This is a genomic window from Micromonospora sp. NPDC047527 (genome assembly GCF_040643015.1).
Classification (GTDB): Bacteria; Actinomycetota; Actinomycetes; order Mycobacteriales; family Micromonosporaceae; genus Micromonospora.
On sequence record NZ_JBEYTK010000002.1, the window covers coordinates 587,756 to 607,374 of the forward strand.

Here is a 19,619-nt window from a genome sequence, read left to right on the forward strand (position 1 = left end):
TCCTGATCACGAGGGCTGCGCAGGGCGGTGCAGGAGGCGGCTTCCGGTGAGCATGAGGGCGGCGGCGAGCAGCATCGACACCGCCGCGGTGGTCCACATCGTCGGATAGCCGAGGTGCGCGGCGAGCGGGCCGAGGGTCAACGGGCCGAGGCAGCCGCCCGCGTACACCCCGGTCTGGGTGATCGACGTGGCGGCGGCCGGTGCCTGCGGGTGCAGCCGGACCACCGCGAAGTTCATGAGGCCGGGCCAGGCCCACCCCAGGCCGAAGCCGAGCACCACACCCACCACCAGCGGCACGGTGCCGGCCAGCGCGAGCAGCCCGAGCCCGGCGGCACCGACCACCAGCATGCCGGAGATGAGCGCGACGTGACCGCTGGCGCGGCGGTCGGCCAGCCAGCCGGCACCCACCCGGGCCGCCACGCAGACCGCGCTGCCCAGGGTCAGGGTGAGACCCGCGAGGCCCGGTGAGAGGCCCCGGGCGGCGGCGGAGTCCACCAGGAACGTGCCCAGCCCGTTGGCGGCCGCCGCCGCCAACGTCGCCGCCGCGCCGATCACCACCAGCGCCGTGGTGGCCTGGCCGGCACGTGCGGCGGCGGCCCGCCGGGCTCGGCCTGGCACCTGCCGGGGTACGGCGGGCAGCGTCGTCAGAGCCGTGACGGCGGCGGCCACGAACGCCCAGCGCCAGCCGGCGGTGAGCGCGATGGTGGGCACTGCCGCCCCGGCGAGCAGGGTGGAGACCGGAACGGCCGCCTGCTTGACGCCGAACGACAGCCCCTGTCGGCCCGGCGGCACATGTTCGGCCAGCGCCGCGTTGCTCGCCAGTTGGCCGAGGGCGTTCGCGGCGGCGCTGAGCGCCAGCAGCCCGAGCAGCGCCGGGTACGACCGGGCGAGCGCCGCGATGGCCAGCATCGACCCCGCCGACAGCAGGATGCCGCAGCGGGCCACCAGGGCCGGGCCGTACCGCTCGACGAGGCGGCCGGAGGGGACCGAGGCCAGCGCGCTGACCCCGAAGTAGACGGCCACGGCCAGGCCCAGGCCGGCCGGGGAGAACCCGAGGTCGGCGCCCATCTGGACGGCGAGGCCGCCGAGCAGGAAGACGGGCAGCACGCAGGCCACGGTGGTGACGACGGCACCGGCGCTGGCCCGGATCGGGCGGGTCCGGGCGCGGTCCGGAGCGGGGGTGAGGGCTGTGTCGGTCATCGCCGGCAAACCTACGCGAGTCATACCCGGGCCACGCTGGGTGACTGGCGGTTCACGAACAGTGGATGGTGATCTGGCATCCTCGATCCGAACAGGCATTTCGCACCCGCCCTGTTTTTCATATGGTGTAAGTCCCCGGCGGCGGAGGTGGTTGTGCGCGACCCCTTGGCAGAACCTTCGGACCTGATCCGCAGTGTGTCCCGAGCACTCCGGGTCCTGGAGTCGGTCGGTCGCGCCCCGAAGGGCCTGACCGTCAAGCAGATCGCCCGGCGGTGCGAGCTGACCGTGGCCACCACCTACCACCTGGTCCGCACACTGGCCTACGAGGGCTACGTGATCCGTCGGGAGGACGGCACGTACATCGTGGGGCTGGAGGTCGCCGACCGTTACCGGGAGCTGGTGACCGCGTTCCGGGGCCCTCCCGTGGTGGGTGAGACGTTGCGGCGGGCCGCCGTGGACACCGGCTACAGCCACTACCTGGGCCGGTTCGTGGGCGGTCAGGTCGCCCTTACGGCGATGGCCGAGGGGCACCGCTCGCCCTACCTGGAGGATCTGGTCCCCGGGTTCGACGAGGGGGCGCACGCGACCGCCCTGGGCAAGGCCCTGCTCGCCACCCTGACCACCGAGCAGCGGTTCCGCTACCTGCGTGAGTACGGCATGCGCCCGTTCACCACCGCCACGCTGACCACCACCGAGACGTTCGAGGCGGACCTGGCCGCCGGTGACCGGCGCGGGATGCAGTTGGAGCTGGGGCAGTTCCGGCAGGGGGTGGCCTGCGCGGCGGTGCTTGTCGCGCCGGACAAGGACATGGAACGTCGGGTCGTACTGGCCTGCGCCCTCCCGGCGAGCGAGATGATGACCTCCGCCCGGGTCGTCCGGGCCAAGCTGCTCACGGTGGCCCGTGCCGTCGCCGACGGCATCGCCGCCGACCACTGACCCGTCCGACGCCGAAGGGCCCTCTCCCAGGCGGGGAGAGGGCCCTTCGGGGCGGTCCAGCGCCGGACCGCCGGAGCAACGTCAGCTGCCCACCGGGCCGCCGTCGAGCCGCCAGGTGACCACCACGCCCGGCTTGGCGTAGTCGCCGTCCGGCCAGTTCGAGGCCGGATTCTCGACCGAGGCGCCGGTGATCTCACCCGGGTGCTGCACCGCGACGAAGAGCGAACGGTTGTCGCCGGTGATGAACGGGCCACACGTCTCGGCACCCAGCGGCACGGTCAGGAACTGCTTGAGGTGACCCCGCTCCGGGCCCTCGACGGCGGTGGCGAAGAGCCCATCGTTGCTGCCCAGCGCGTTGCCGTCGGTGGAGATCCACAGGTTGCCGGTGGCGTCGAAGGCGACATTGTCCGGGCAGGAGATCGGGGAGACCTTCGTCTTGTCGTACCCGGCGAAGAAGGTCGACGGGTCGGTCGGGTCGCCGCAGACGATCGGCAACGACCAGGCGAAGGTCTCGGCGGTGTTGTCGCCGCGCTCCTCGACCAGTTCCAGGATCTGCCCGTGCTTGTTGGCGTTGCGCGGGTTGGCCTCGTCCGCCTTTGGGTTGCTGCCGACGCCCCGGTGAGTGTTGTTGGTCAGCGCCACGTACACCTTGCCGGTGAGCAGGCTGGCCTCGACGTCCTCCGGGCGGTCCATCTTGGTCGCGCCGACCTTGTCACCGGCCAGCCGGGTGAAGGTGAGCACGTCCGCGGCGGTCATCCCGTCGACGAACGAGCGGTTGCCGCTCACCAGCTTGATCCAGCGACCCCGGCCGTTGAACGCGCCGTCGGTGGGGAGCCTGCCGGAGCCGTCGATCTCGGCGGCGCTGCTCTGGTCCAGCTTCGCGACGTAGAGCGTGCCGGACTCCAGCAGGGTCAGGTTGTGCTTGCGGGCAGCCCAGGAGTTGCCCTTCAGGAACTTCTTGTCCGAGACGAACTTGTAGAGGTAGTCGAACCGCTCGTCGTCGCCCATGTACGCGACCACGCGCTCGTCCCTGGCGACGATCACGTTCGCGCCCTCGTGCTTGAACCGGCCCAGCGCGGTGTGCTTGCGCGGACGGCTCTCCGGGTCGAACGGGTCGATCTCGACGATCCAGCCAAACCGGTGCGCCTCGTTCGGGTGCCGGGCCAGGTCGAAGCGCTCGTCGGCGCGCTCCCACCTGCGGCTGCCGCTGGGGTAGCGGGACGCGGTGCTGATGCCGTAGCGGTCCAGCTTCGGCTTCAGCTCGGCCGGGGCGGCGTCGGCGCCGACGAAGTACTGGTTGAAGTTCTCCTCACCGGAGAGCACGGTGCCCCACGGGGTCACGCCACCGGCGCAGTTGTTCAGTGTGCCGACGACAGTGCGGCCCTTGGGGTCGGCGGCGGTCCTCAGCCAGGCCGAGCCGGCGGCCGGGCCGGTCAGGTCGAACTTGGTGCCGAGCGCCGTGATCCGCCGATTGTAGGGCCGGCGGCCCTTGTCGACCGGCTTCCACTGACCGGTGCCGGCGACCCGCTCCAACTCCACCACGGACATGCCGTGGGCGGCCATGGCGGTGCGCAGCTGCTCGACCGAGAGCCCGTCCAGGCCACCGAAGCCGGGGAACATCAGGTCCTCGTTGGTGTACTCGTGGTTGACCACGAGCAGCGCCCGGTTGCCGCGCTTGTCCAGCGGCAGCAGGCCGACGAAGTCGTTGTTGTAGCCGAACTGTTTCGACTGCGCCGCCGCGGTCTGACGGTGCACGTTGAACTCGGGCGCGCCCGGCACCACCGGGTCACCCCATTTGATCACCACGGCGTGGTCGTAACCGTTCGGCACGACCAACGTGTCCAACTTGTTCGGCGGGATCGGCTTGAAGGTGAGCGCACCGCTGCCGACACCGGTGCTGGGGCGGCCGAAGCCGAAGGCCTCCGGCACGTCGGGGGTGGCGGGGGCGGCCAGAGCGGGGGTCGCACCGGCCGCCGCGCCGCCGAAACCGAGGACCAGGGCGCCGACCGCGCCGGCCCGGACCACGCCGCGCCGGGAGACCTCCGCGTTCACCACATCACCGAAGTACGCGTTGTCGGACGTGTTCGCCACGGGGTGCTCACAGGCGTTGCCGCAGCGATAGAGACAGGTCATGGCATCACGGCTGCCGTGACGCGTGGCGCCCAACAGCGGGAGCAGCCGGGGACGGTCGCTCATGGGGGGGGAAGCCTCCTGGGAAGGTCGGTGGCACACCGGAACAGTCATCGGGGGGCGTACCTGCCGGACGCTAAAAGGACGCGGTGAGCGCTCGTCGGCCCCCGTGTGAACCAGACGTGAACACCTCCGCGGCGCGGGCCGCCACGCAACCGGCTGACCTCGGGCTGAACCGATCGGCGTGACGGCACGTATTCCCGAGCGGACGCACCGCCGGACCCGCGCCGGAAGTGAGGAGACCGCCATCAGCGACCACGACGCCCAACTGCTCCGGGCGCTGCACGACGAGCACGCGGAGGCGCTCTACGCGCACGCCCTGCGGCTCGTCAACGGCGACCGGCAGCGGGCCGAGGACCTGGTGCAGGAGACGCTACTGCGGGCCTGGCGGCACCCCGAGTCCCTCGACCCGCGACGCGGCTCCGTACGAGCCTGGCTGTTCACGACCGCCCGCAACCTGGCCATCGACGCCTGGCGGCGCCGGTCCACCAGGGTCGGCGAGGTGTTCACCGACGAGCTGCCCGAGCCGCCGGACGCCGTCGACGAGGCCGAGCGCGCGGTGGAGGCGTGGACGGTCGCCGAGGCGTTGAACCGGCTCACCCCGACCCACCGGGAGGTGCTGGTCGAGTGCTTCTATCAGGGACGGTCGGTGGCCGAGGCGGCGTCCCGGTTGGGTGTGCCACCGGGCACCGTGAAGTCGCGCACCCACTATGCGCTGCGCTCACTACGGTTGGTCCTGGCCGAGATGGGGGTGACGGGATGACGCGGTGCGAGTTCGCGCACGACGACGGCGCGTACGTGCTGGGCGCCCTGGCACCCGCGGAGCGTGCGGCGTACGAGCGGCACCTCGGCGGCTGTGCGTCCTGCCGCGACGCGGTCGCCGAGATCGCCGTCCTGCCGGGGCTGCTCGGCCGGCTCGACCCGGCGGGGCTGGAGCAGTTCCTGCCGCCGCCGGCCCCGCCCCGGGCGCCCGCGTTGCTCGAGGAGGCCCGCGGCCGGCGCCGCCGCGAGCGGGCCGCGACGCGTCGGCGGTACGCGCTGACCGCTCTGGCCGCCGCCGCGCTGGCCCTGGTGGTCGGTGTCGGCACAGCCGCCGTGCTGCCCCGCCCGCCCGCCCCGCCCGCCACCCCCGGCGCGCAGAGCAACCGCCCCGGCCCGCAGGTGTCGATGGTCGCCATGCGACCGGTGGCCTCCACCGGGCCGGTGCACGCCGAGATCGGGCTGATCCGCAGCAGGTGGGGCACCGAGGTGACCATGCACTGCGGGTACGACGCGCGGACCAGCTACGGCAAGGCGTACCCGTTCCGGCTGGTGGCGCGCGGCCCGAACGGCGCCAGCGAGCAGATTGGCTCCTGGCTCGCCGCTCCCGGTGACGACCTCCAGTTCACCGGCATGACCCGCTTCACCGACGCCGAACTGGTCAGCGTCGAACTCCAGCGAGCCGACGGGACGCCTCTGCTCACCTACGCGGTCCCCTGACCTCGCCGGTCAGGGCGTCGCGACGGGCACCTCGACGGTGACGGCGGCGCGGGTGCGGGCACGGTTGTGGCGGGCGTGGCGGACAGCGTCGGCGGTGAAGACGCCGAGGGCGAGCCAGACCAGCGCGAAGCCGGCGAGGCGGGCCGGTGGCATCGGCTCGTGGAAGATCAGCACACCGCAGCCGAGCTGGAGGATCGGCGCCAGATACTGGATCATGCCGAGGCCGGTCAACGGCAGCCGGTTGGCCGCACCGGCGAAGAGCAGCAGCGGGATCGCGGTGGCCGCGCCGGCCAGCACCAGCAGCGCGGTGTGCCCGGCCGAGACGTGCCCGAAGGTCAGCTCGGCGCGCCGGGTCAGCCAGGCCAGGTAGCCCAGCGCGGGCAGCGCCAGCACCGCGGACTCGACGAAGAGCCCCTCGGCGGCGGGCAGCCCGAGCCGCTTCTTGACCAGGCCGTAGCCGGCGAAACTGAAGGCCAGGGTCAGGGCCAGCCAGGGCAGGTGGCCATAGTCCACGGTGAGCACGACGACCGCCGACCCACTGATGCCCAACGCCACCCACTGCAGCGGGCGCAGCCGCTCCCGCAGCACCGTGACGCCGAGCAGCACCACCACGAGCGGGTTGATGAAGTAGCCGAGCGCGGTCTCCACCACCCGGCCGGAGTTGACCCCGTAGATGTAGGTGCCCCAGTTGACCGCGATCAGCGCGGCGGCGGTGACGATCCCGGCCACCGCCCAGGGCCGGCGCAGCAGCGCCCGCAGGAAGCCGACGTTGCGCAGCGCGCCGAGCAGCAGCGCCACGAAGACGACGGACCAGACGATCCGGTGGGCGAGGATCTCCAGCGGGCCGGCGGGTCGCAGCAGCTTGAGGTAGAGCGGGAAGAAACCCCAGATCAGGTACGCGCCGAAGCCGTAGAGGTATCCCAGGCGGAGAGGCGTCACGCCTCCACCGTAAGGGGTGAACCGCTGTCTTGTTCCTTTCCCGTGACCTGGGTCACCGGTGGACGCCGGTCGAGCTGCATCCACCGCTCGGGCACCTCCAGCGGCGTGAAGCCCACCCGCGCGTACACCTCGTGCGCGTCGTTGGTGCACAACAGGATCCGGCGTACGCCCAACTCGGCCAGATGGTCGCGGACCGCGCCGGCCAGCCAACCGCCCAGCCCGATGCCCCGGGCGGCGCGGTCGACGTACACGTCGCAGAGCCAGGCGAAGGTGGCACCGTCGGTGACCGCCCGGGCCACCGCGACCTGGCGGCCGTCCTCGGGCCGGTAGACGCCGAACGGCAGCGACCCGGCGAACGCCCGCGCGAGCGTCTCCCGATCCCGCCCCAGCGCCCAGTACGCGTCGGTGGACAGCCAGTGATGGACCAGGGCCAGGTCGAGCCGGGCGGGATCGGTGCTGATCAGGTGGCCGTCGCCGCGGGTCAGAGAGAACACGTCGGCGACGCTAACCGACCCGGCCGGCCCCCGCGCCGACCAATTCCCGGAGTCTGGTCAGCAAACCGCCCGGCTCCGTCGGAGCCGGGCGGCACGGGTCGGTGGTGGTCGGTCGTCGGTCAGTCCCGGTCGAGGACGGCGCCGAGGATCCAGGTCACGATGCTCACGAACAGGGCACCGAGCACGGCGGCCGGCCAGAAGCCGTCCACCGAGAACGGCAGGCCGGCCTGGTCGGCGATCCAGCTGGTGAGCAGGAACAGCAGCCCGTTCACCACCAGCGCGATGAGGCCCAGAGTGAGCAGGTAGAAGCCACAACCGACAGTCTTGATGATCGGCTGGAGCACCGCGTTGACCACGCCGAAGATCGCCGCCACCAGGAGCAGCGTGGTGACCGTCTCGGTGGTGGAGCTCGACTCCAGGTCGATGCCCGGAATGAACAGTGTGGCCAACCAGAAGGCCAGCGCCGTCGTGGCCAGCCGAATCAACAACCCCTTCAGAAAACCCATGGCCGGGATCGTGCCACGGACCAGCCAGCGACGTAACCCGCCGGTTGACCATGCGGAGATGCCTCACCCCCGCGCTGGCCGGCCGATCAGCTGGGCCTCGATCGGGGTGGGGCGGAGCAGCGCCCAGCGCAGGGCTCGGCGGTTCACCACCGCCACCATGTCGTCCCGGATCCGGGTGAGCCAGTCGGCCGACCCGCCCAGCCCCAACGCCGCACCGGCCAGCGCGGCCTCCGCCGCGTGCAGCGGTTGCAGCACCGCCAGGTCGGCGCGGCTCAACGCGTCCACATCAGCCGGCGTCAGCTCGTCCCGCACCACGAGGGTGGCCCGCCACCGAGGACCCGGCTCGGTCTCCGCCGGCACCGGACCGGCGTCGACCACCAGCAGCAACGGCCGCAGCGCCGTGCCCACCCCCTCGGCGACCGGTCGACCCGGCGGGATCAGCGGGATCGTGCCGCCCGGGGCACCCACGCCCCGCACGAACGGCTCCCACGCACGCGGTCGCGCCGTCTGCACCACGACCAGCGCGCCCAGCGCCATCGCCCGCAGCGCCACCAGTTGGGCGGCACGCACCCCACCCACCAGCAGCACGCGGGTGCTCTCCGGCCGGAACAGCCGCACGGTGACCGCACCGCCGTGCCGATTCGTGCCGACCATCATCCCCGCCCCGCCGAGGGGCAACTCCCAGTCGTCCAGCGCGGGCCTCGGCTGCGCCCCGGCGGCGGCCAGCGCCAACGGCAGCGTGCCGGCCAGCCCGGTCAGGTGCGCGCCGTCGAGCCGTCGCAGCCCACCGCCCAGGCCGGTCACCAGGCGGTCCAGCGCCTCGGTGGCCACGGTCAGCTCGGCCGGCGTACCGGCCGCCAGGCGTACCGTCAGCTCGGTCGGCGTCGCACCGACGCCGCCGGCCGGACCGGCGCAGAGGGACACCGTGGTCGCGGTCGCCGGCAACGCGAGGAGTCGGGGCACCAGCCGCCGCGCACCGGCACCGCCGGCCTCCGGCCAGCGGACCAGCCGGAACGTGGCCTGCACCAGGGCGCCGGACCGGAGCGCCGGCCAGGACTCCCGCACCGGGTGGCCGTCGTGGTGGGCCAGTTCGCCCAGGACGCGCAGCACCGCGGGCACGCCGAGGGGCCGGGCGGTCAGCGACCCGAGCCGACGGACGATCCGGCGCACCGTGCCGGCGAGCACCCGGCGCAGATCCTCCTCCGACCAGCCGTCCACCCGCAGCACCCGGACCGTCAGCACCGCCCGTTCCCGTCCGGCGAGCCGGCCGTCGGTGAGCTGCCGGTACGACGTACCGACCGTGCCGCCCGCCGCCGGCACGGGTGCCGGCGCTCCGGAGAGCAGCAACTGGATCCGCAGGGGCGGGACGTCCGGACCCGGCGGGGGCAGCAGCGCGGCCGGTGCGGGGATCGCCCGGGACGCGTCACCCAGCAGGTCCCCGGGGTCACCGAGCTCCAACACCACCACCATGCCGCCGGTGTCCTCCAGAACCGCCGCCGGCCCGTCGGACAGCTCCGTCGAGCGGATCACCGCACCCGGGGCGACCAGGTCGAGCAATTCTGTGGGGCCGGCCTGCCCGGCCAGTGCTCGGCGACGGGTCAGGTGCCCACCGGCCGTGCCCAGCCACTCGAAGAGCCACCGGCCCCGAACCCGGACCCAGGCGACCGCCACCAGCAGGACCGCCGCCAGCAGGGCCGCGAGGGTGACAGGCATGCCCCGGCCCAGAGCGGCGAGGACGAGTGCGACGGCGACCTGCCCGGCGACCAGTTGGCCGGCGCGCATCCCGCCGTCCGGGCGCTGCCCGGCCCTGACCCAGCGGGCGATGGACGACCGGAGTGCGTCGCGTTGGCCGGTGCCCTCGGCCGTGCCCCGGTTGGAGCCGAGCGGAACCGCCGGCTGCGGCCCTCCGGTGGTGATCGCCGGCACCGTGCCTCCTCGACCAGTGTGGACCGGTGTCGAGGCGGCCGGGTCGCCCGGCGACCCGTCACGCGCCGCGACGTAGCTGCGGCACATCGTAAGCGACCGATGGCTGCCGTGGTTGTCCACAGGGGAGACCTGCGGGGTAGCAGAACCGCAACCGGGCCGCTACCGTCAGCCACGAAGTTCATCGCTGACCCGCGTCCACCGTGCTCATCGACCGGGCCACGCGAGCGGCGCGCCCCCACGGTGAGCGCGCCGACGGCCAGAAAACGACCGAGGAGACGAGGTGACGTCCGGGTGTCTCAGACCCAGGCAGAAGCAGCGGTGATGCAGCAGACCGCCGCGAAGTTCGAGCAGGCGGACCAGTCGTTGCAGTCCATGCTGACCGGCTTGCTGGCCGAGCTGGAGGTGTTGCAACAGGCGTGGCGTGGCGCCGGTGGGCGGTCTTTCGAGCAGGTCAAGCGGCAGTGGTCGCAGGACCAGGCGGCGCTGCACCGGGCGCTGCGGGAAACCGCCGGGGCCATCCGCACCGCCGGCCGGCAGTACGACGTCTCGGACGACGAGGCGGCCAGCCGCTTGGCCGGCACCAACCGCGGCGGCATCCAACTGCCGCTCTGACCCGTTCGGGAGGGAGCTCCGATGGACAATGGTGTGCTGGTCGTCAACTTCGCCGCGCTGCAACAGGCCGGCGCGGACATCCAAAGGGCGCTGAACACGCTCGACTCGCAGCTCGGTCAGCTCGAACGGGACGCCGCCCCGTTGGTGGCGGGCTGGACGGGCGGGGCCCAACAGGCGTACGAGCAGCGCCAGGCGCGGTGGCGGTCCGCCTCGCAGGACCTACAGGCAATGCTGCGTGCCATCAAGTTGGCGGTGGACGACTCCGCCGCGGACTATCTGGACACCGAGAAGAAGAACACCGGGCTGTTCCAGTGAACCCGGCGGCCCGGGAGCGCTGACCGTGCCCGGGTCAGCGCCCCCGGCCGCTCCTCATCCAGAAGTGGCCCGGCGAAATGCCGGAGCGCGAAATGCCGGCGTGCGTGGTGCGGGAGTGTGTGGTGCTGTTGCGCGTGGTGCCGGGGTCAGGCCGGGTCGGCCGGGCGCCACCGTCGGCGTGCCCCTCGGGGCAGCACCAGGGCGAGCAGCACCACGGCGACAGCCGTCCCGCCGATCACCGCGCCGACCCCCAGAGCCCGGTCCCGGGCCGTCGCCCGGCGAGCCTGACGGGCGAGCAACGCCGGGTCGGCCCGGTCGTCGGCGAGCGCGGCAACCGGCCGAGGGGCAACATCCCGGTCGCCGCCGGTCTCGGTGACCGCCCGGTAGGGGTTCAGCACACCGGCGCCGTACCCGCCACCGTCCCCCGAGCCGGGTGCCGGATCGGCCGTCGCGGCGATCCGCTCCACCACCTGAGCGGCGGTCAACTCGGGCCGGTACGACCGCAGCAGCGCCGCGGTCGCGGCCACGAACGGCACCGCGTAACTGGTGCCCTCGACCCGTTGGTGGCCCTGACCGGGCGCGGCCACCAGCACGTCACTGCCCGGTGCTACCAGGTCGACGTACGCGCCGATCTGGGAGAACGTCGCTCGTGTGCCGTCCGCCCCGATCGCGCCAACCCCGAGCACCCCGTCGTACGCGGCGGGGAACGGGCGCGGGTCGCCGCTGTCGTGCAGGTTGCCGGCTGCGGCCACCAGCACCACGTCCCGCTCGACGGCGTAGCGCACGGCGGAGCGGACCTGCGGGTCGTCGACGTACAGCACCACGGAGAGGTTCACCACGTCGGCGCCGTGGTCGACGGCCCACCGGATCGCGCGGGCGAACTCGTCGGCGCTGACCGTACGTCCCGATTCCCGCCCCTGCACCACCTGCTGCTCACTCACCCGTACCGGCAGGATCCGGGCACCCGGGGCGAGGCCGTGAAAGGCGATGTCGGGTCGAGGGGCCGCCGCGATGATGCTCGCCACACCGGTGCCGTGGCCGGCGCAGTCCCGCCCGCCGTCCCCGCCGGGATCGAGCAGATCGGTGCCGGCCAGCACCCGCCCGGCCAGTTGAGCGTGCACCCGGTCGACCCCGGAGTCGACCACCGCGACCGTCACTCCGGCGCCGTTTGTCAGCGGCGCGAGCCGTGCGGGGTCGTACCGCTGCTGGGGCCAGGGTGTGGCCGCGACCGGCCGGACGGGCGCGAGTGGGGTCGTGCAGGCAGGCGCCTCCCGGACGGCGGCGTCGGCATCGGCGGGCGGAAGGGCCGTGCCGGTCAGCAGGGCGACCGACAGACCGGCCAGGACCGGACGCGCAATCGACCGCGACATCGACGGCCTCCGTATCGTGTCGGCTACGGAACGGGATGTTATCGCCTCGCCGACACCCCGGCGGGCCGCCGCCGGCCAGCCATTGTGATCTTGATACCACCTTGTAGGTTGTACGCGATACCTGTGGCCTGTTCTCGGAAGGAGAGGTGGCCGTGACCGAATGGGAGCCGGCCACGGAGGCCGAGGTGGCGATGCGGGACGCGCTGCGCGCCAACGATCAGGAGCTCTACTTCCGCCTCCTGTCCCGCACTGATCTGCTGTTGCCGGTCTCCGCGCCGGCGCTGCCCGGTCAGGCGCCCTCCGGCTGGGGCACCTGGACCACGGGTGGCCGGACCCACGTGCTGGCCTTCACCTCTGCCGCCGCACTGCGAGCCTGCCTCGGCGAGCACGCCGGCAGCACCCGGCGCGTCCCGTTCACCGACCTCGCCCTGGGGTGGCCCAACCACGACTGGTGGCTCGCGGTCAACCCGGGGCTGCCTGTCGAGGGCTACCTGCCGGCCTGGTTCGTCTCGCAACTCTCCCGGGGGGATGTCCGGCTGCCCGGCCGCGCCATGGGTGCCCGTGCCCGACTGGAACGGGCGGAAACCCTGGCCCGCACCAGAGCCGGCGCGACCGGCCGGGACGCCGCACCCGTCACCGGGCCGGTGCCGTCCGGGTCGGAACCGACGGTAACCCTGTCCGGGCGGTCCGCGCAGACGGGCGCGGTGCCCCCGGGGCCGGGCGCGTCGACCCGCACACCCGACCCGGGTGAGCTGTCGCGGCGATCCGGCGTGGACGACATGCCCAACGCCGGTCAGCGGCACCCGACCGACCCGCCCCGGCCCGCACGGCACGGTGAGGTCTCCGTACCCGGCACGTCCCGGTACGCGGCATTGACTCCCCCCGACCAGCCCGTTGTCGTCCCGAACGACCCCTCTGCCCCCGGTCGGGCCTGGCCGCCCGCGAGCCGACCGGCTGCCGACACCGACGGACCGGCCGCTGCCAACGGCAGCGCCCAGGACGGTCGGCGCTCCTTCTTCGAGCCGACATCGGGCCGGGGCCGGCCGCCCGGCCCCACCTCCGGTGACGTCCGCTCCGGCGACCGTGCGGCGCCGCCGTCCCGGTTCAGCCGTGGCAGCCAGCCCTTCCCGCGCCGCCGCCCCGCCGACGACGACGGTGCCACCCGGGCCTTCCCGATGCCGCCACCGAACACCGCCCGGCCGCCACGGCCGCCGGCCGGCGACCTGGGTGCACCCCGAGGGGTACGAGCACCCGCGGCGAACGAGGAACTCACGCAGCCTCTGCCACCACGTCGGCCCGATCCGCTGGCTCAGGAGCCCACCCGTGCCTTCCGGGTGCCCGGTCCGGCCGCGGGTGAGCCTCCGCTGGCCCGACCCGCTCCCTCGGCGGACGAGACCCAGGCGATCCAGCGCGGCCGGCCGGTCGATCCGCGACGGTTCGAGCCGGCTGAGGAGTTGCCGCCAACCATCGCGGAACCGGTCTCCGGTCCACTCGGTTCGCGCCGCGGCTTCACGCCCATCGTCATCGAGGGCACCATCGTCGAGTCCCGCGATCTCACCGACGTGACCGAGGCCGACGCCCCGGTCGAGGCGCCCCGACGGCCCGACCCGGCCCCCGCCCCACCATCGTTCGGCGCGTTCGCTCCCGACCCGGCCCCGTTCGGCCCGGCTGCTCCGGACTCGGCTCCGCCCGACGCGCCCGCTCCCGATCCGTCCCTGTTCGGCGCGACCGCTCCGGACTCGGCTCCCGCGCCCGCCTCCGACCCTTCCTTGTTTGACGCGCCGCCCTCGTTCCGCACCACGTCATCCGACGCGGGTCTGTTCGAACCTGCGGCCACCGGCCCGATCCTGTTCGCGCCGGCAGACGCCGGCCAGGGTGCCGGGGGCAGCTCGGTGGATGCGGGCCAGGATGCCGGGGGCGTCTCGGTGGACGCTGACCTGGGTGGCTCGCGCGCCGACCAGCGCGTCGGTGCCCCGGACGATCGAGCCGACCTCGGCGTACCGCCGGTCGGCATGAGCGGTGCGGGCTGGACCGGCGGCCCGGAGACAGACGCGGACCGGATCGGTGACGCGGACGTCGATGCAACGCCTCACCGACCCCTCGTGGGCAGCGGCCCGGAGACGGCACGCACCGACGCGGACGCCGCCGACAGCGGAGAGCGCACGGTCGCGGACGGGCAACGCCCGCCAGCCGACGGACCCGCGCCGGTGGAGTTCGAGCCGGCCAACACGGTCGAGGAGGACCTGCTCAACGCGGCCGGTGCCGGCAGCACGGACACGTTCCTGTCCACCCTGTTGCTGGCCCGGGTCCTGCTGCCGGCGGCACCGGACTCGGCGCGCGGCAGCCGGCCCGGTGACCCGGGGTTCGTCTGGCGCACGGCGCAGCTCGACGGCGAGACGTACGTCGTGGTCTACACCTCGCCCGAGCGCCTCGCCGACCATGCCGAGGGTGACGTCGACACGGTCCGGGTGAAGTTCGCCCAGCTGATCCGGCGCTGGCCGGACGAGGACTGGTCGTTCGCCGTCAACCCGGGCACCCCGGTCGGCGCCAAACTGCCCGGCGAGCAGATCGTCGCGCTGGCCAACTGGGCTGCCGAGGTGGGGCTCGGCGACGACCTCGAGGTGGATCCGCAGGAGCCGGCCGCCGTGGAGGAACCCACCGCCCGTCCCCGGTACGCCCCGGCGGCCGTCGACCCGACCCGACCGACAGTGATGCAGAAGGCGATCGCGCCGAGCCAGCTCGCGTACTACCTGGAGCGCGGGTACGACCGGGTCTCCGGCTTCGTGCACCGCGCGGGGGAGTTGGCCCACCTGACCACGCCGGCCCAGTTGCACGACGCGCTCGGTCTCAGCTATCCGGAATCGCCGTTCGTACGGGACGCCGAGGAGATCTACGTGCTGCGCTGGCCGGCGCATCGGCCAAGCCTCTACCGGATCCCGTACGGGGGGCAGAACGAGGCGGCGATGCGTGCCATGGAGGGCTGGGTCATCGAGCGTCCGCCGTTTCGCGGCAACGGCTTCGCCCCGGGCGAGAGCAGCGACGTGGTGGCGGAGTTCAAGGTGGACAGCGTGCGGCTCCCGCACGGCGCGCAGCTCTGGCGGATCGGCGGGGACGGCACCGAGCGGGTGGTCGCGGTGCTCGACACGGACGCGGTGGTGTGGCGACGGGTCGGGGAGGCGTGATGCGGGACGGCTACGTGGCCCGTTGGCGGGGCCGGGAGTACCAGGCCAGCCCGGACGGCGACGACATCCGGCTGTACCAGCCGGAGCCGGCTGAGGGCTTCGAGGAGGTCCGTCCTGGCCGGTACGTGCGGGTGCTGCCGGCGAGCGAGATCGAGGACCTGGCGTACGTGCGGACCACCTGCACGTGGCAGGGGCAGCCGTTCATCGTGCTCGGTGAGCACGACGCCTGGCTTCGCGTGGAGTACACGGGTGGTCGCTGGCCGGTGGCCGAGGCGATGCGGCTGGAGGTCTTCGACTTCGGTGTCTACCAGGGCTGGGCGCCGGCCGCCGAGGTCACCGACCTGCGGGAACAGCGGGTCTGAGAGCTCAGGACTTGGCCCAGCGCAGGATCTCGCCGAGCACCAGGTCCGGGGCCTCCAGGTGTGGAAAGTGCCCCACCCCGTCGAGCAGCCGCCACTCGTACGGTGCGACGACGTACCGGCCGGAACCGAGGGCGGTCCGCGGCAGGGCGGCGACGTCCCGTGCGCCGTGCAGTTGCAGGGTCGGGGTGACCAGGGGCTTCTGCATCAGGCGGACGAACCGGTAACCGTGCAGCCGCAGCAGCGAACGGAACGCCCAGCGGTACCCCTCCAACGCGCAGAACGCGGCCTGGGGGATACGCATCGCCTCCTGGCACCGCTCGGCGTACGCCTCGAAGTCCGGCCCGACCACCCACCGTGGCCCACCCCAGCGGCGCAGGATCTCCGCGACGGCCGCCGCGCCGTCCCGGGTCAGTACGTGCTCGTAGCGGGGGAGTTGGAACTTCAACGCGGGGGTGGAGGCGGCGAACTGACCACGCGGGTCGGCGAAGATGGCGGCGCGCAGCCGCAGCGGGTGCGGTGCCCCCAGCACCACCAGCCGGCGGACCAGGGACGGGTGGAACGAGGCCACCGTCCAGGCGACCATGCCGCCGACGCCACTGCCGACGATCGTCGCCGACCGCTCACCGAGCGCGCGGATCAGCCCGGCGATGTCGGCGGCGAGCGTGTAGCCGTCGTACCCCCTGGGTGGTTTGTCGCTCGCGCCGTAGCCGCGTAGGTCGACGGCGACCGCCCGGAAGCCGGCGTCGGCGATCGCGGGAAGCATCTGGTGCCAGGCCCACCAGTGTTCGGGGAAGCCGTGCAGGAACAGCACCATCGGGCCGGTGCCGGCCTCGACCACGTGGAAGCGGCTGCCGTTGGCGCCGACGAAGCGGTGTGTCCATGGCCCCTCGGTGAGGACGCAGGACTCGTCGACGGCATCGCCGCGCTGGTCGGTCATGCACCCAGCCTAGGTGCCCTGGCCCAGCGCGCGGCCCGGGCCCGTCCGCCGTGGCCGCTGTTCAGTCGGCAACCGTTCGACGGCTCACCGGGACACGATGCTTCGTGCCAGGCCCGGGCCGCAGCTGATGCGTGCCCGCGCCGGGCCGAGCCGCAGCGTGACGAAGCTCCCGGTCCGTAGTTCGCCGGCGTCCGGGCCGTGCAGGGCGTACTCGATTCCGTCCTCGCTGACGAGCCCGTAGCAGGGCCCGGTGCCGCCCCGGGTGACGGTGCCGCTGACCAGGTCGGTCTGCCGCAGGTCGCTGGGCGGGCTCGGTTTGGCGACGGGTGGACGCATCGTCGGCGGCTCGGTGGCGGACAGCGGCGGCCGGACCGGAGCGGCGGTGGCGGTCGGTGCTGACGGGCTGGGCGGGGCGAGCGATGGCGTCGGGGTCGCGCTCGGCGGGGGCGGGGTGGCGGATGGGGCGGGGCGGTCCTCGGGTGGCGTGCCGCCGTCCCCGGGGCTGGCGCACGCGACCATGGTCAGCAGTGGAAGGAGCAGGACCAGGGCGCGGGCGGTTGTCGGCACGCCTCTTTGACGCTGATCAGGGTGCTGCGGTTCCGGCGGGAGGCGAGGCCAGGCATGGTCGGCCCGCCGGTGCCGGAAGCGGCAGCGGCGCCCGGGGAAGCCCCGGGCGCCGCTGTCGTCACTGCTGAGGAACTAGGAGATACGGATCTTCATCGAAGTGCCGTTCTGCTCCTGAACCTTGATCTTGACACCGGCTGCGGGGAGCTTGACGCCGTGGTTCGGCAGCTCGTCGTAGAAGTACTTCTTGGTGTCGTCGAACAGCGGCTCCGCATCCTGACCGCGGATGTACTGCGGCTGGCTGTTGAGGCGCAGCGTGAACGAGTCGGCCTTCTTGAGGCTGAACGGCGCGTCGTACACCTGGATGCGCGCACGCCAGGGGGCACCGGTCAGGTTGTAGATCGGGCGCGGGTGCGCGTCGATGTACAGGTTCCGACCCTCACCCGGGTGGGCGACCGTGTTGTTGTCGGTCCAGCGGGTGTTCCAGTACGAGATGAGCAGGCCCTCCTGGTACGCGTAGTGGTCCACGTAGTCCGGGCGGGTGTTCGCGTACCCGAAGAAGTACGGGCCCGTCTTCAGGTACTTGTCGTACGAGACGTACGACCGGTTGCCGGCGATGTAGTAGTTGTCGAACAGCCGGCTGTAGGTAGCGCCGACCACCGACCAACCGCTCAGGGCCCAGCCCGCGTTGGCGGTCTCGGCACCGTCGCTGAACACCGTCTGGCCGTCGGCGGTCACGGTGATCGCGTCACCGAAGAAGCCGCCATCGGCGACACCACCGTCGGTGACGTAGTGCAGGCGGACCTGCGCCACCTTGCCGGCGATCGACGTCAGCGGGATGTTGATGTCCGCCCAGGCACCGTTGCTGCTGCCGTCCAGGGCCGGGCGGCCGGCGCCGTCGACGCCGATCGGCTGGCCGTTGACCGTGCCGTCCAGGTCGACCCAGGTCTGGCCGCCGTCCGTCGAGGCCTCGAAATAGAGGAAGTCGTAGTTCTCCTCGATGGCGTACTTGCCCTTGAGCGACAGTGCCGCCGAGGACTTGCCGGTGAGGTCGAACGTCCTCGTCATGGTCTGGTTGAGGTCGTCGTCGTTACCGGAGAAGTACTGCTTGGAGCCCTCGAACGGTGCGCCGTAGTTGAACGTGTACTCCCGTTGGGGTAGCACCACCACCACGGCCTGCGCCTTGGCGGAGTTGTACTCCTGCGGGCCGAGGTCCAGGGTGCGCTTCTGCCCCGCCACGACCACCTCGTAGTCGAGCCAGCCGAGCTGGAGCTTGTTCCACGCACCGAGGTCGCCGCCACGGTCGCCGATGCCGGCGTCGTTCTTGGCGCCGAGCCGGCTCTGGGCCATCAGGGTCCAGTGCTCGTTGTTGTTGTCGGCCGGTCCGTAGTCATCCGGCAGGCCCAGGTCGTGGGCGTACTCGTGGTAGAAGACGCTGCGGCCACCGTTTTCCGGCTGGATCGTGTAGTCGCGGATCCAGACGCCGGTGTTGCCGATCTGGGTGCCACCGATCGGGAAGTTCGGCGGGCCGACCGGCGAGCTGTTGAACGCCGACCAGCGGTGGCTCCAGATGGCGTCCTCGCCCTGGTGCGGGTCACCGTCGGCCTGGTCGCCGCCGGAGTGGACGATCTGGAAGTGGTCGATGTAGCCGTCCGACTCGTTGAAGTCGCCGTCGCCGTCGTAGTCGAACCGGTCCCACTGGTCGTAGGACCGCATCTCCTCGGCGATCTGCGCGTCCGTCCGGCCCTTGGCCTTCTGGTCGGCGACCCACTGGTTGGCCGCGTCGCGGATCAGCGCCCAGTTGTTCGAGCAGACGCTGTCGCCGCAGACGGCGGGGTCGCCGGTCGGGTCGTCGTCGGCCTTCGGGTCGTCGGAGCGACCGTAGCGGGCCTCGTTGTACGGGACCTTGACCCAGTCGGTGACCTGGCCCTCGACCGTGTAGCGGCCGGAGGACTGGGCCTCGTAGTACTGCTTCAGCGACTCGTCGCCGGGGTTGGTGCCGAAGTACAGCTGGCGGAAGTGGTCCGGGCTGAAGTCCGGCTGCCAGATGGTGGAGTTGTCCACGGCCCGGTTGGGCTGCGGGATCTGGTTGTGCAGTGGCCCCTCGAAGGTGGTCGGCCCGGCGATGTCCGGGTTCAGGTCCTTGTCCGGGTAGGACGGGTGCCGCTGGTTACCGAACTCGGTCAGGATCACGAAGATCTTGTCGGTCCGCTCGCGCTGGAGCTCGACGTACTGGTCCTGGGTCGGCTGCGGGGCGGATTGGGGGCCTGCCTTGGGGCCTGCCTTGGGGCCCTTGCCGACCTTGCCGACCTTGACGACCGTGCTGCCGTTGCGCTGAATCGGCTTGCTGCGACCGCTCAGCACGTCGCTGAGACCCTGCTCGCGCAGCGCACGGCGCTTGGCCTCGAGCTTGTCGGGGAGTTCGTCCTTCAGTAGCTGCGGTTCGGCGGCGGTCGAGGCTGCCGGCAGTTTGGGCGCAGGCGCTGCCGAGGCGGACGGGCCGAACGCCAGGCCTGTCGCCGTCAGTGAGAGCCCGAGCAGACCCACTGCGACTTTGCGCACGTGGTACCTCCGGTGTGAGGGAACCGACCCAACGGGGGTACGGGC

Annotated in this window: 17 protein-coding genes; 7 read left to right on the top strand and 10 right to left on the bottom strand. The window is 72.7% G+C overall.

The window, feature by feature from the left end; all coding sequences use genetic code 11:
• Positions 1-6: 6 nt before the first annotated feature.
• The gene (locus ABZ808_RS11615) at positions 7-1,200 is read right to left on the bottom strand and encodes an MFS transporter (RefSeq protein ID WP_357003995.1); all 1,194 of its coding nucleotides are present in this window, start codon (positions 1,198-1,200) and stop codon (positions 7-9) included.
• Between the two features lie 153 nt (positions 1,201-1,353).
• Between ABZ808_RS11615 and ABZ808_RS11620 the strand changes: the two genes are divergently transcribed.
• Positions 1,354-2,136, top strand: a complete 783-nt coding sequence (locus ABZ808_RS11620; RefSeq protein WP_357003998.1) for an IclR family transcriptional regulator C-terminal domain-containing protein — start codon at positions 1,354-1,356, stop codon at positions 2,134-2,136.
• 81 nt (positions 2,137-2,217) lie between these two features.
• On the opposite strand, the gene ABZ808_RS11625 is transcribed toward ABZ808_RS11620, so the two are convergent.
• The gene (locus ABZ808_RS11625; protein WP_357004000.1) at positions 2,218-4,332 is read right to left on the bottom strand and encodes a PhoX family phosphatase; all 2,115 of its coding nucleotides are present in this window, start codon (positions 4,330-4,332) and stop codon (positions 2,218-2,220) included.
• A gap of 241 nt (positions 4,333-4,573) precedes the next feature.
• Here ABZ808_RS11625 and ABZ808_RS11630 point away from each other — a divergent pair, with 241 nt between their 5' ends.
• Together ABZ808_RS11630 and ABZ808_RS11635 are read left to right on the top strand one after the other, a co-directional pair.
• Positions 4,574-5,089, top strand: coding sequence for a sigma-70 family RNA polymerase sigma factor (locus ABZ808_RS11630; RefSeq protein WP_082377138.1), 516 nt, complete (start codon positions 4,574-4,576; stop codon positions 5,087-5,089).
• Positions 5,086-5,805: a zf-HC2 domain-containing protein gene (locus ABZ808_RS11635; RefSeq protein ID WP_357004002.1), complete on the top strand. Its 720-nt coding sequence runs from the start codon at positions 5,086-5,088 to the stop codon at positions 5,803-5,805. Before ABZ808_RS11630 ends, ABZ808_RS11635 begins: the two co-directional genes overlap by 4 nt.
• A 9-nt stretch (positions 5,806-5,814) precedes the next feature.
• Here the strand turns inward: ABZ808_RS11635 and rarD are convergent, their stop codons facing one another.
• The 4 genes from rarD to eccE all read right to left on the bottom strand — a co-directional run bounded on the left by rarD (position 5,815) and on the right by eccE (position 9,526).
• Entirely contained in the window at positions 5,815-6,744 is a 930-nt protein-coding gene (gene rarD, locus ABZ808_RS11640; protein ID WP_357004005.1) for an EamA family transporter RarD, read from the bottom strand.
• Positions 6,741-7,238, bottom strand: coding sequence for a GNAT family N-acetyltransferase (locus ABZ808_RS11645; protein ID WP_357004008.1), 498 nt, complete (start codon positions 7,236-7,238; stop codon positions 6,741-6,743). The genes rarD and ABZ808_RS11645 overlap by 4 nt, the downstream gene beginning before the upstream one ends.
• A 119-nt stretch (positions 7,239-7,357) precedes the next feature.
• On the bottom strand, positions 7,358-7,744 hold the full coding sequence (locus ABZ808_RS11650; RefSeq protein WP_357004011.1) for a phage holin family protein: 387 nt from the start codon (positions 7,742-7,744) through the stop codon (positions 7,358-7,360).
• A gap of 63 nt (positions 7,745-7,807) precedes the next feature.
• Positions 7,808-9,526 carry a type VII secretion protein EccE gene (gene eccE, locus ABZ808_RS11655; protein ID WP_357004830.1) on the bottom strand — a complete coding sequence of 573 codons (1,719 nt, stop codon included), beginning with the start codon at positions 9,524-9,526 and terminating at the stop codon, positions 7,808-7,810.
• 435 nt (positions 9,527-9,961) lie between these two features.
• On the opposite strand from eccE, the gene ABZ808_RS11660 reads away from it, so the two are divergent.
• Together ABZ808_RS11660 and ABZ808_RS11665 are read left to right on the top strand one after the other, a co-directional pair.
• Entirely contained in the window at positions 9,962-10,282 is a 321-nt protein-coding gene (locus ABZ808_RS11660; RefSeq protein ID WP_357004013.1) for a WXG100 family type VII secretion target, read from the top strand.
• A 21-nt stretch (positions 10,283-10,303) separates the two neighbouring features.
• Positions 10,304-10,597, top strand: coding sequence for a WXG100 family type VII secretion target (locus tag ABZ808_RS11665; RefSeq protein ID WP_357004015.1), 294 nt, complete (start codon positions 10,304-10,306; stop codon positions 10,595-10,597).
• 146 nt (positions 10,598-10,743) lie between these two features.
• On the opposite strand, the gene mycP is transcribed toward ABZ808_RS11665, so the two are convergent.
• Positions 10,744-11,967: a type VII secretion-associated serine protease mycosin gene (gene mycP, locus ABZ808_RS11670; protein WP_357004018.1), complete on the bottom strand. Its 1,224-nt coding sequence runs from the start codon at positions 11,965-11,967 to the stop codon at positions 10,744-10,746.
• Positions 11,968-12,119: 152 nt separating this feature from the next.
• Here mycP and ABZ808_RS11675 point away from each other — a divergent pair, with 152 nt between their 5' ends.
• Together ABZ808_RS11675 and ABZ808_RS11680 are read left to right on the top strand one after the other, a co-directional pair.
• The gene (locus tag ABZ808_RS11675; protein ID WP_357004020.1) at positions 12,120-15,149 is read left to right on the top strand and encodes an SseB family protein; all 3,030 of its coding nucleotides are present in this window, start codon (positions 12,120-12,122) and stop codon (positions 15,147-15,149) included.
• Positions 15,146-15,511, top strand: coding sequence for a hypothetical protein (locus ABZ808_RS11680; RefSeq protein ID WP_053652250.1), 366 nt, complete (start codon positions 15,146-15,148; stop codon positions 15,509-15,511). Before ABZ808_RS11675 ends, ABZ808_RS11680 begins: the two co-directional genes overlap by 4 nt.
• Positions 15,512-15,515: 4 nt before the next feature.
• Here ABZ808_RS11680 and ABZ808_RS11685 read toward each other — a convergent pair whose 3' ends face one another.
• From ABZ808_RS11685 to ABZ808_RS11695, 3 genes are all read right to left on the bottom strand, one after another.
• Positions 15,516-16,448 carry an alpha/beta hydrolase gene (locus ABZ808_RS11685; RefSeq protein ID WP_357004023.1) on the bottom strand — a complete coding sequence of 311 codons (933 nt, stop codon included), beginning with the start codon at positions 16,446-16,448 and terminating at the stop codon, positions 15,516-15,518.
• A gap of 84 nt (positions 16,449-16,532) precedes the next feature.
• Positions 16,533-17,015 carry a hypothetical protein gene (locus ABZ808_RS11690; protein WP_357004026.1) on the bottom strand — a complete coding sequence of 161 codons (483 nt, stop codon included), beginning with the start codon at positions 17,013-17,015 and terminating at the stop codon, positions 16,533-16,535.
• A gap of 132 nt (positions 17,016-17,147) precedes the next feature.
• The gene (locus tag ABZ808_RS11695; protein WP_357004834.1) at positions 17,148-19,559 is read right to left on the bottom strand and encodes an immune inhibitor A domain-containing protein; all 2,412 of its coding nucleotides are present in this window, start codon (positions 19,557-19,559) and stop codon (positions 17,148-17,150) included.
• Between the last annotated feature and the right edge of the window lie 60 nt (positions 19,560-19,619).

Bases quoted from the DNA above. Each gene is read 5' to 3' on its own strand.
- ABZ808_RS11635 (WP_357004002.1), top strand. From the start codon at position 5,086: ATGACGCGGTGCGAGTTCGCGCACGACGACGGCGCGTACGTGCTGGGC.
- ABZ808_RS11650 (WP_357004011.1), bottom strand. From the start codon at position 7,744: ATGGGTTTTCTGAAGGGGTTGTTGATTCGGCTGGCCACGACGGCGCTG.
- mycP (WP_357004018.1), bottom strand. From the start codon at position 11,967: ATGTCGCGGTCGATTGCGCGTCCGGTCCTGGCCGGTCTGTCGGTCGCC.
- ABZ808_RS11665 (WP_357004015.1), top strand. From the start codon at position 10,304: ATGGACAATGGTGTGCTGGTCGTCAACTTCGCCGCGCTGCAACAGGCC.
- ABZ808_RS11615 (WP_357003995.1), bottom strand. From the start codon at position 1,200: ATGACCGACACAGCCCTCACCCCCGCTCCGGACCGCGCCCGGACCCGC.
- eccE (WP_357004830.1), bottom strand. From the start codon at position 9,526: ATGCGCGCCGGCCAACTGGTCGCCGGGCAGGTCGCCGTCGCACTCGTC.
- ABZ808_RS11625 (WP_357004000.1), bottom strand. From the start codon at position 4,332: ATGAGCGACCGTCCCCGGCTGCTCCCGCTGTTGGGCGCCACGCGTCAC.
- ABZ808_RS11685 (WP_357004023.1), bottom strand. From the start codon at position 16,448: ATGACCGACCAGCGCGGCGATGCCGTCGACGAGTCCTGCGTCCTCACC.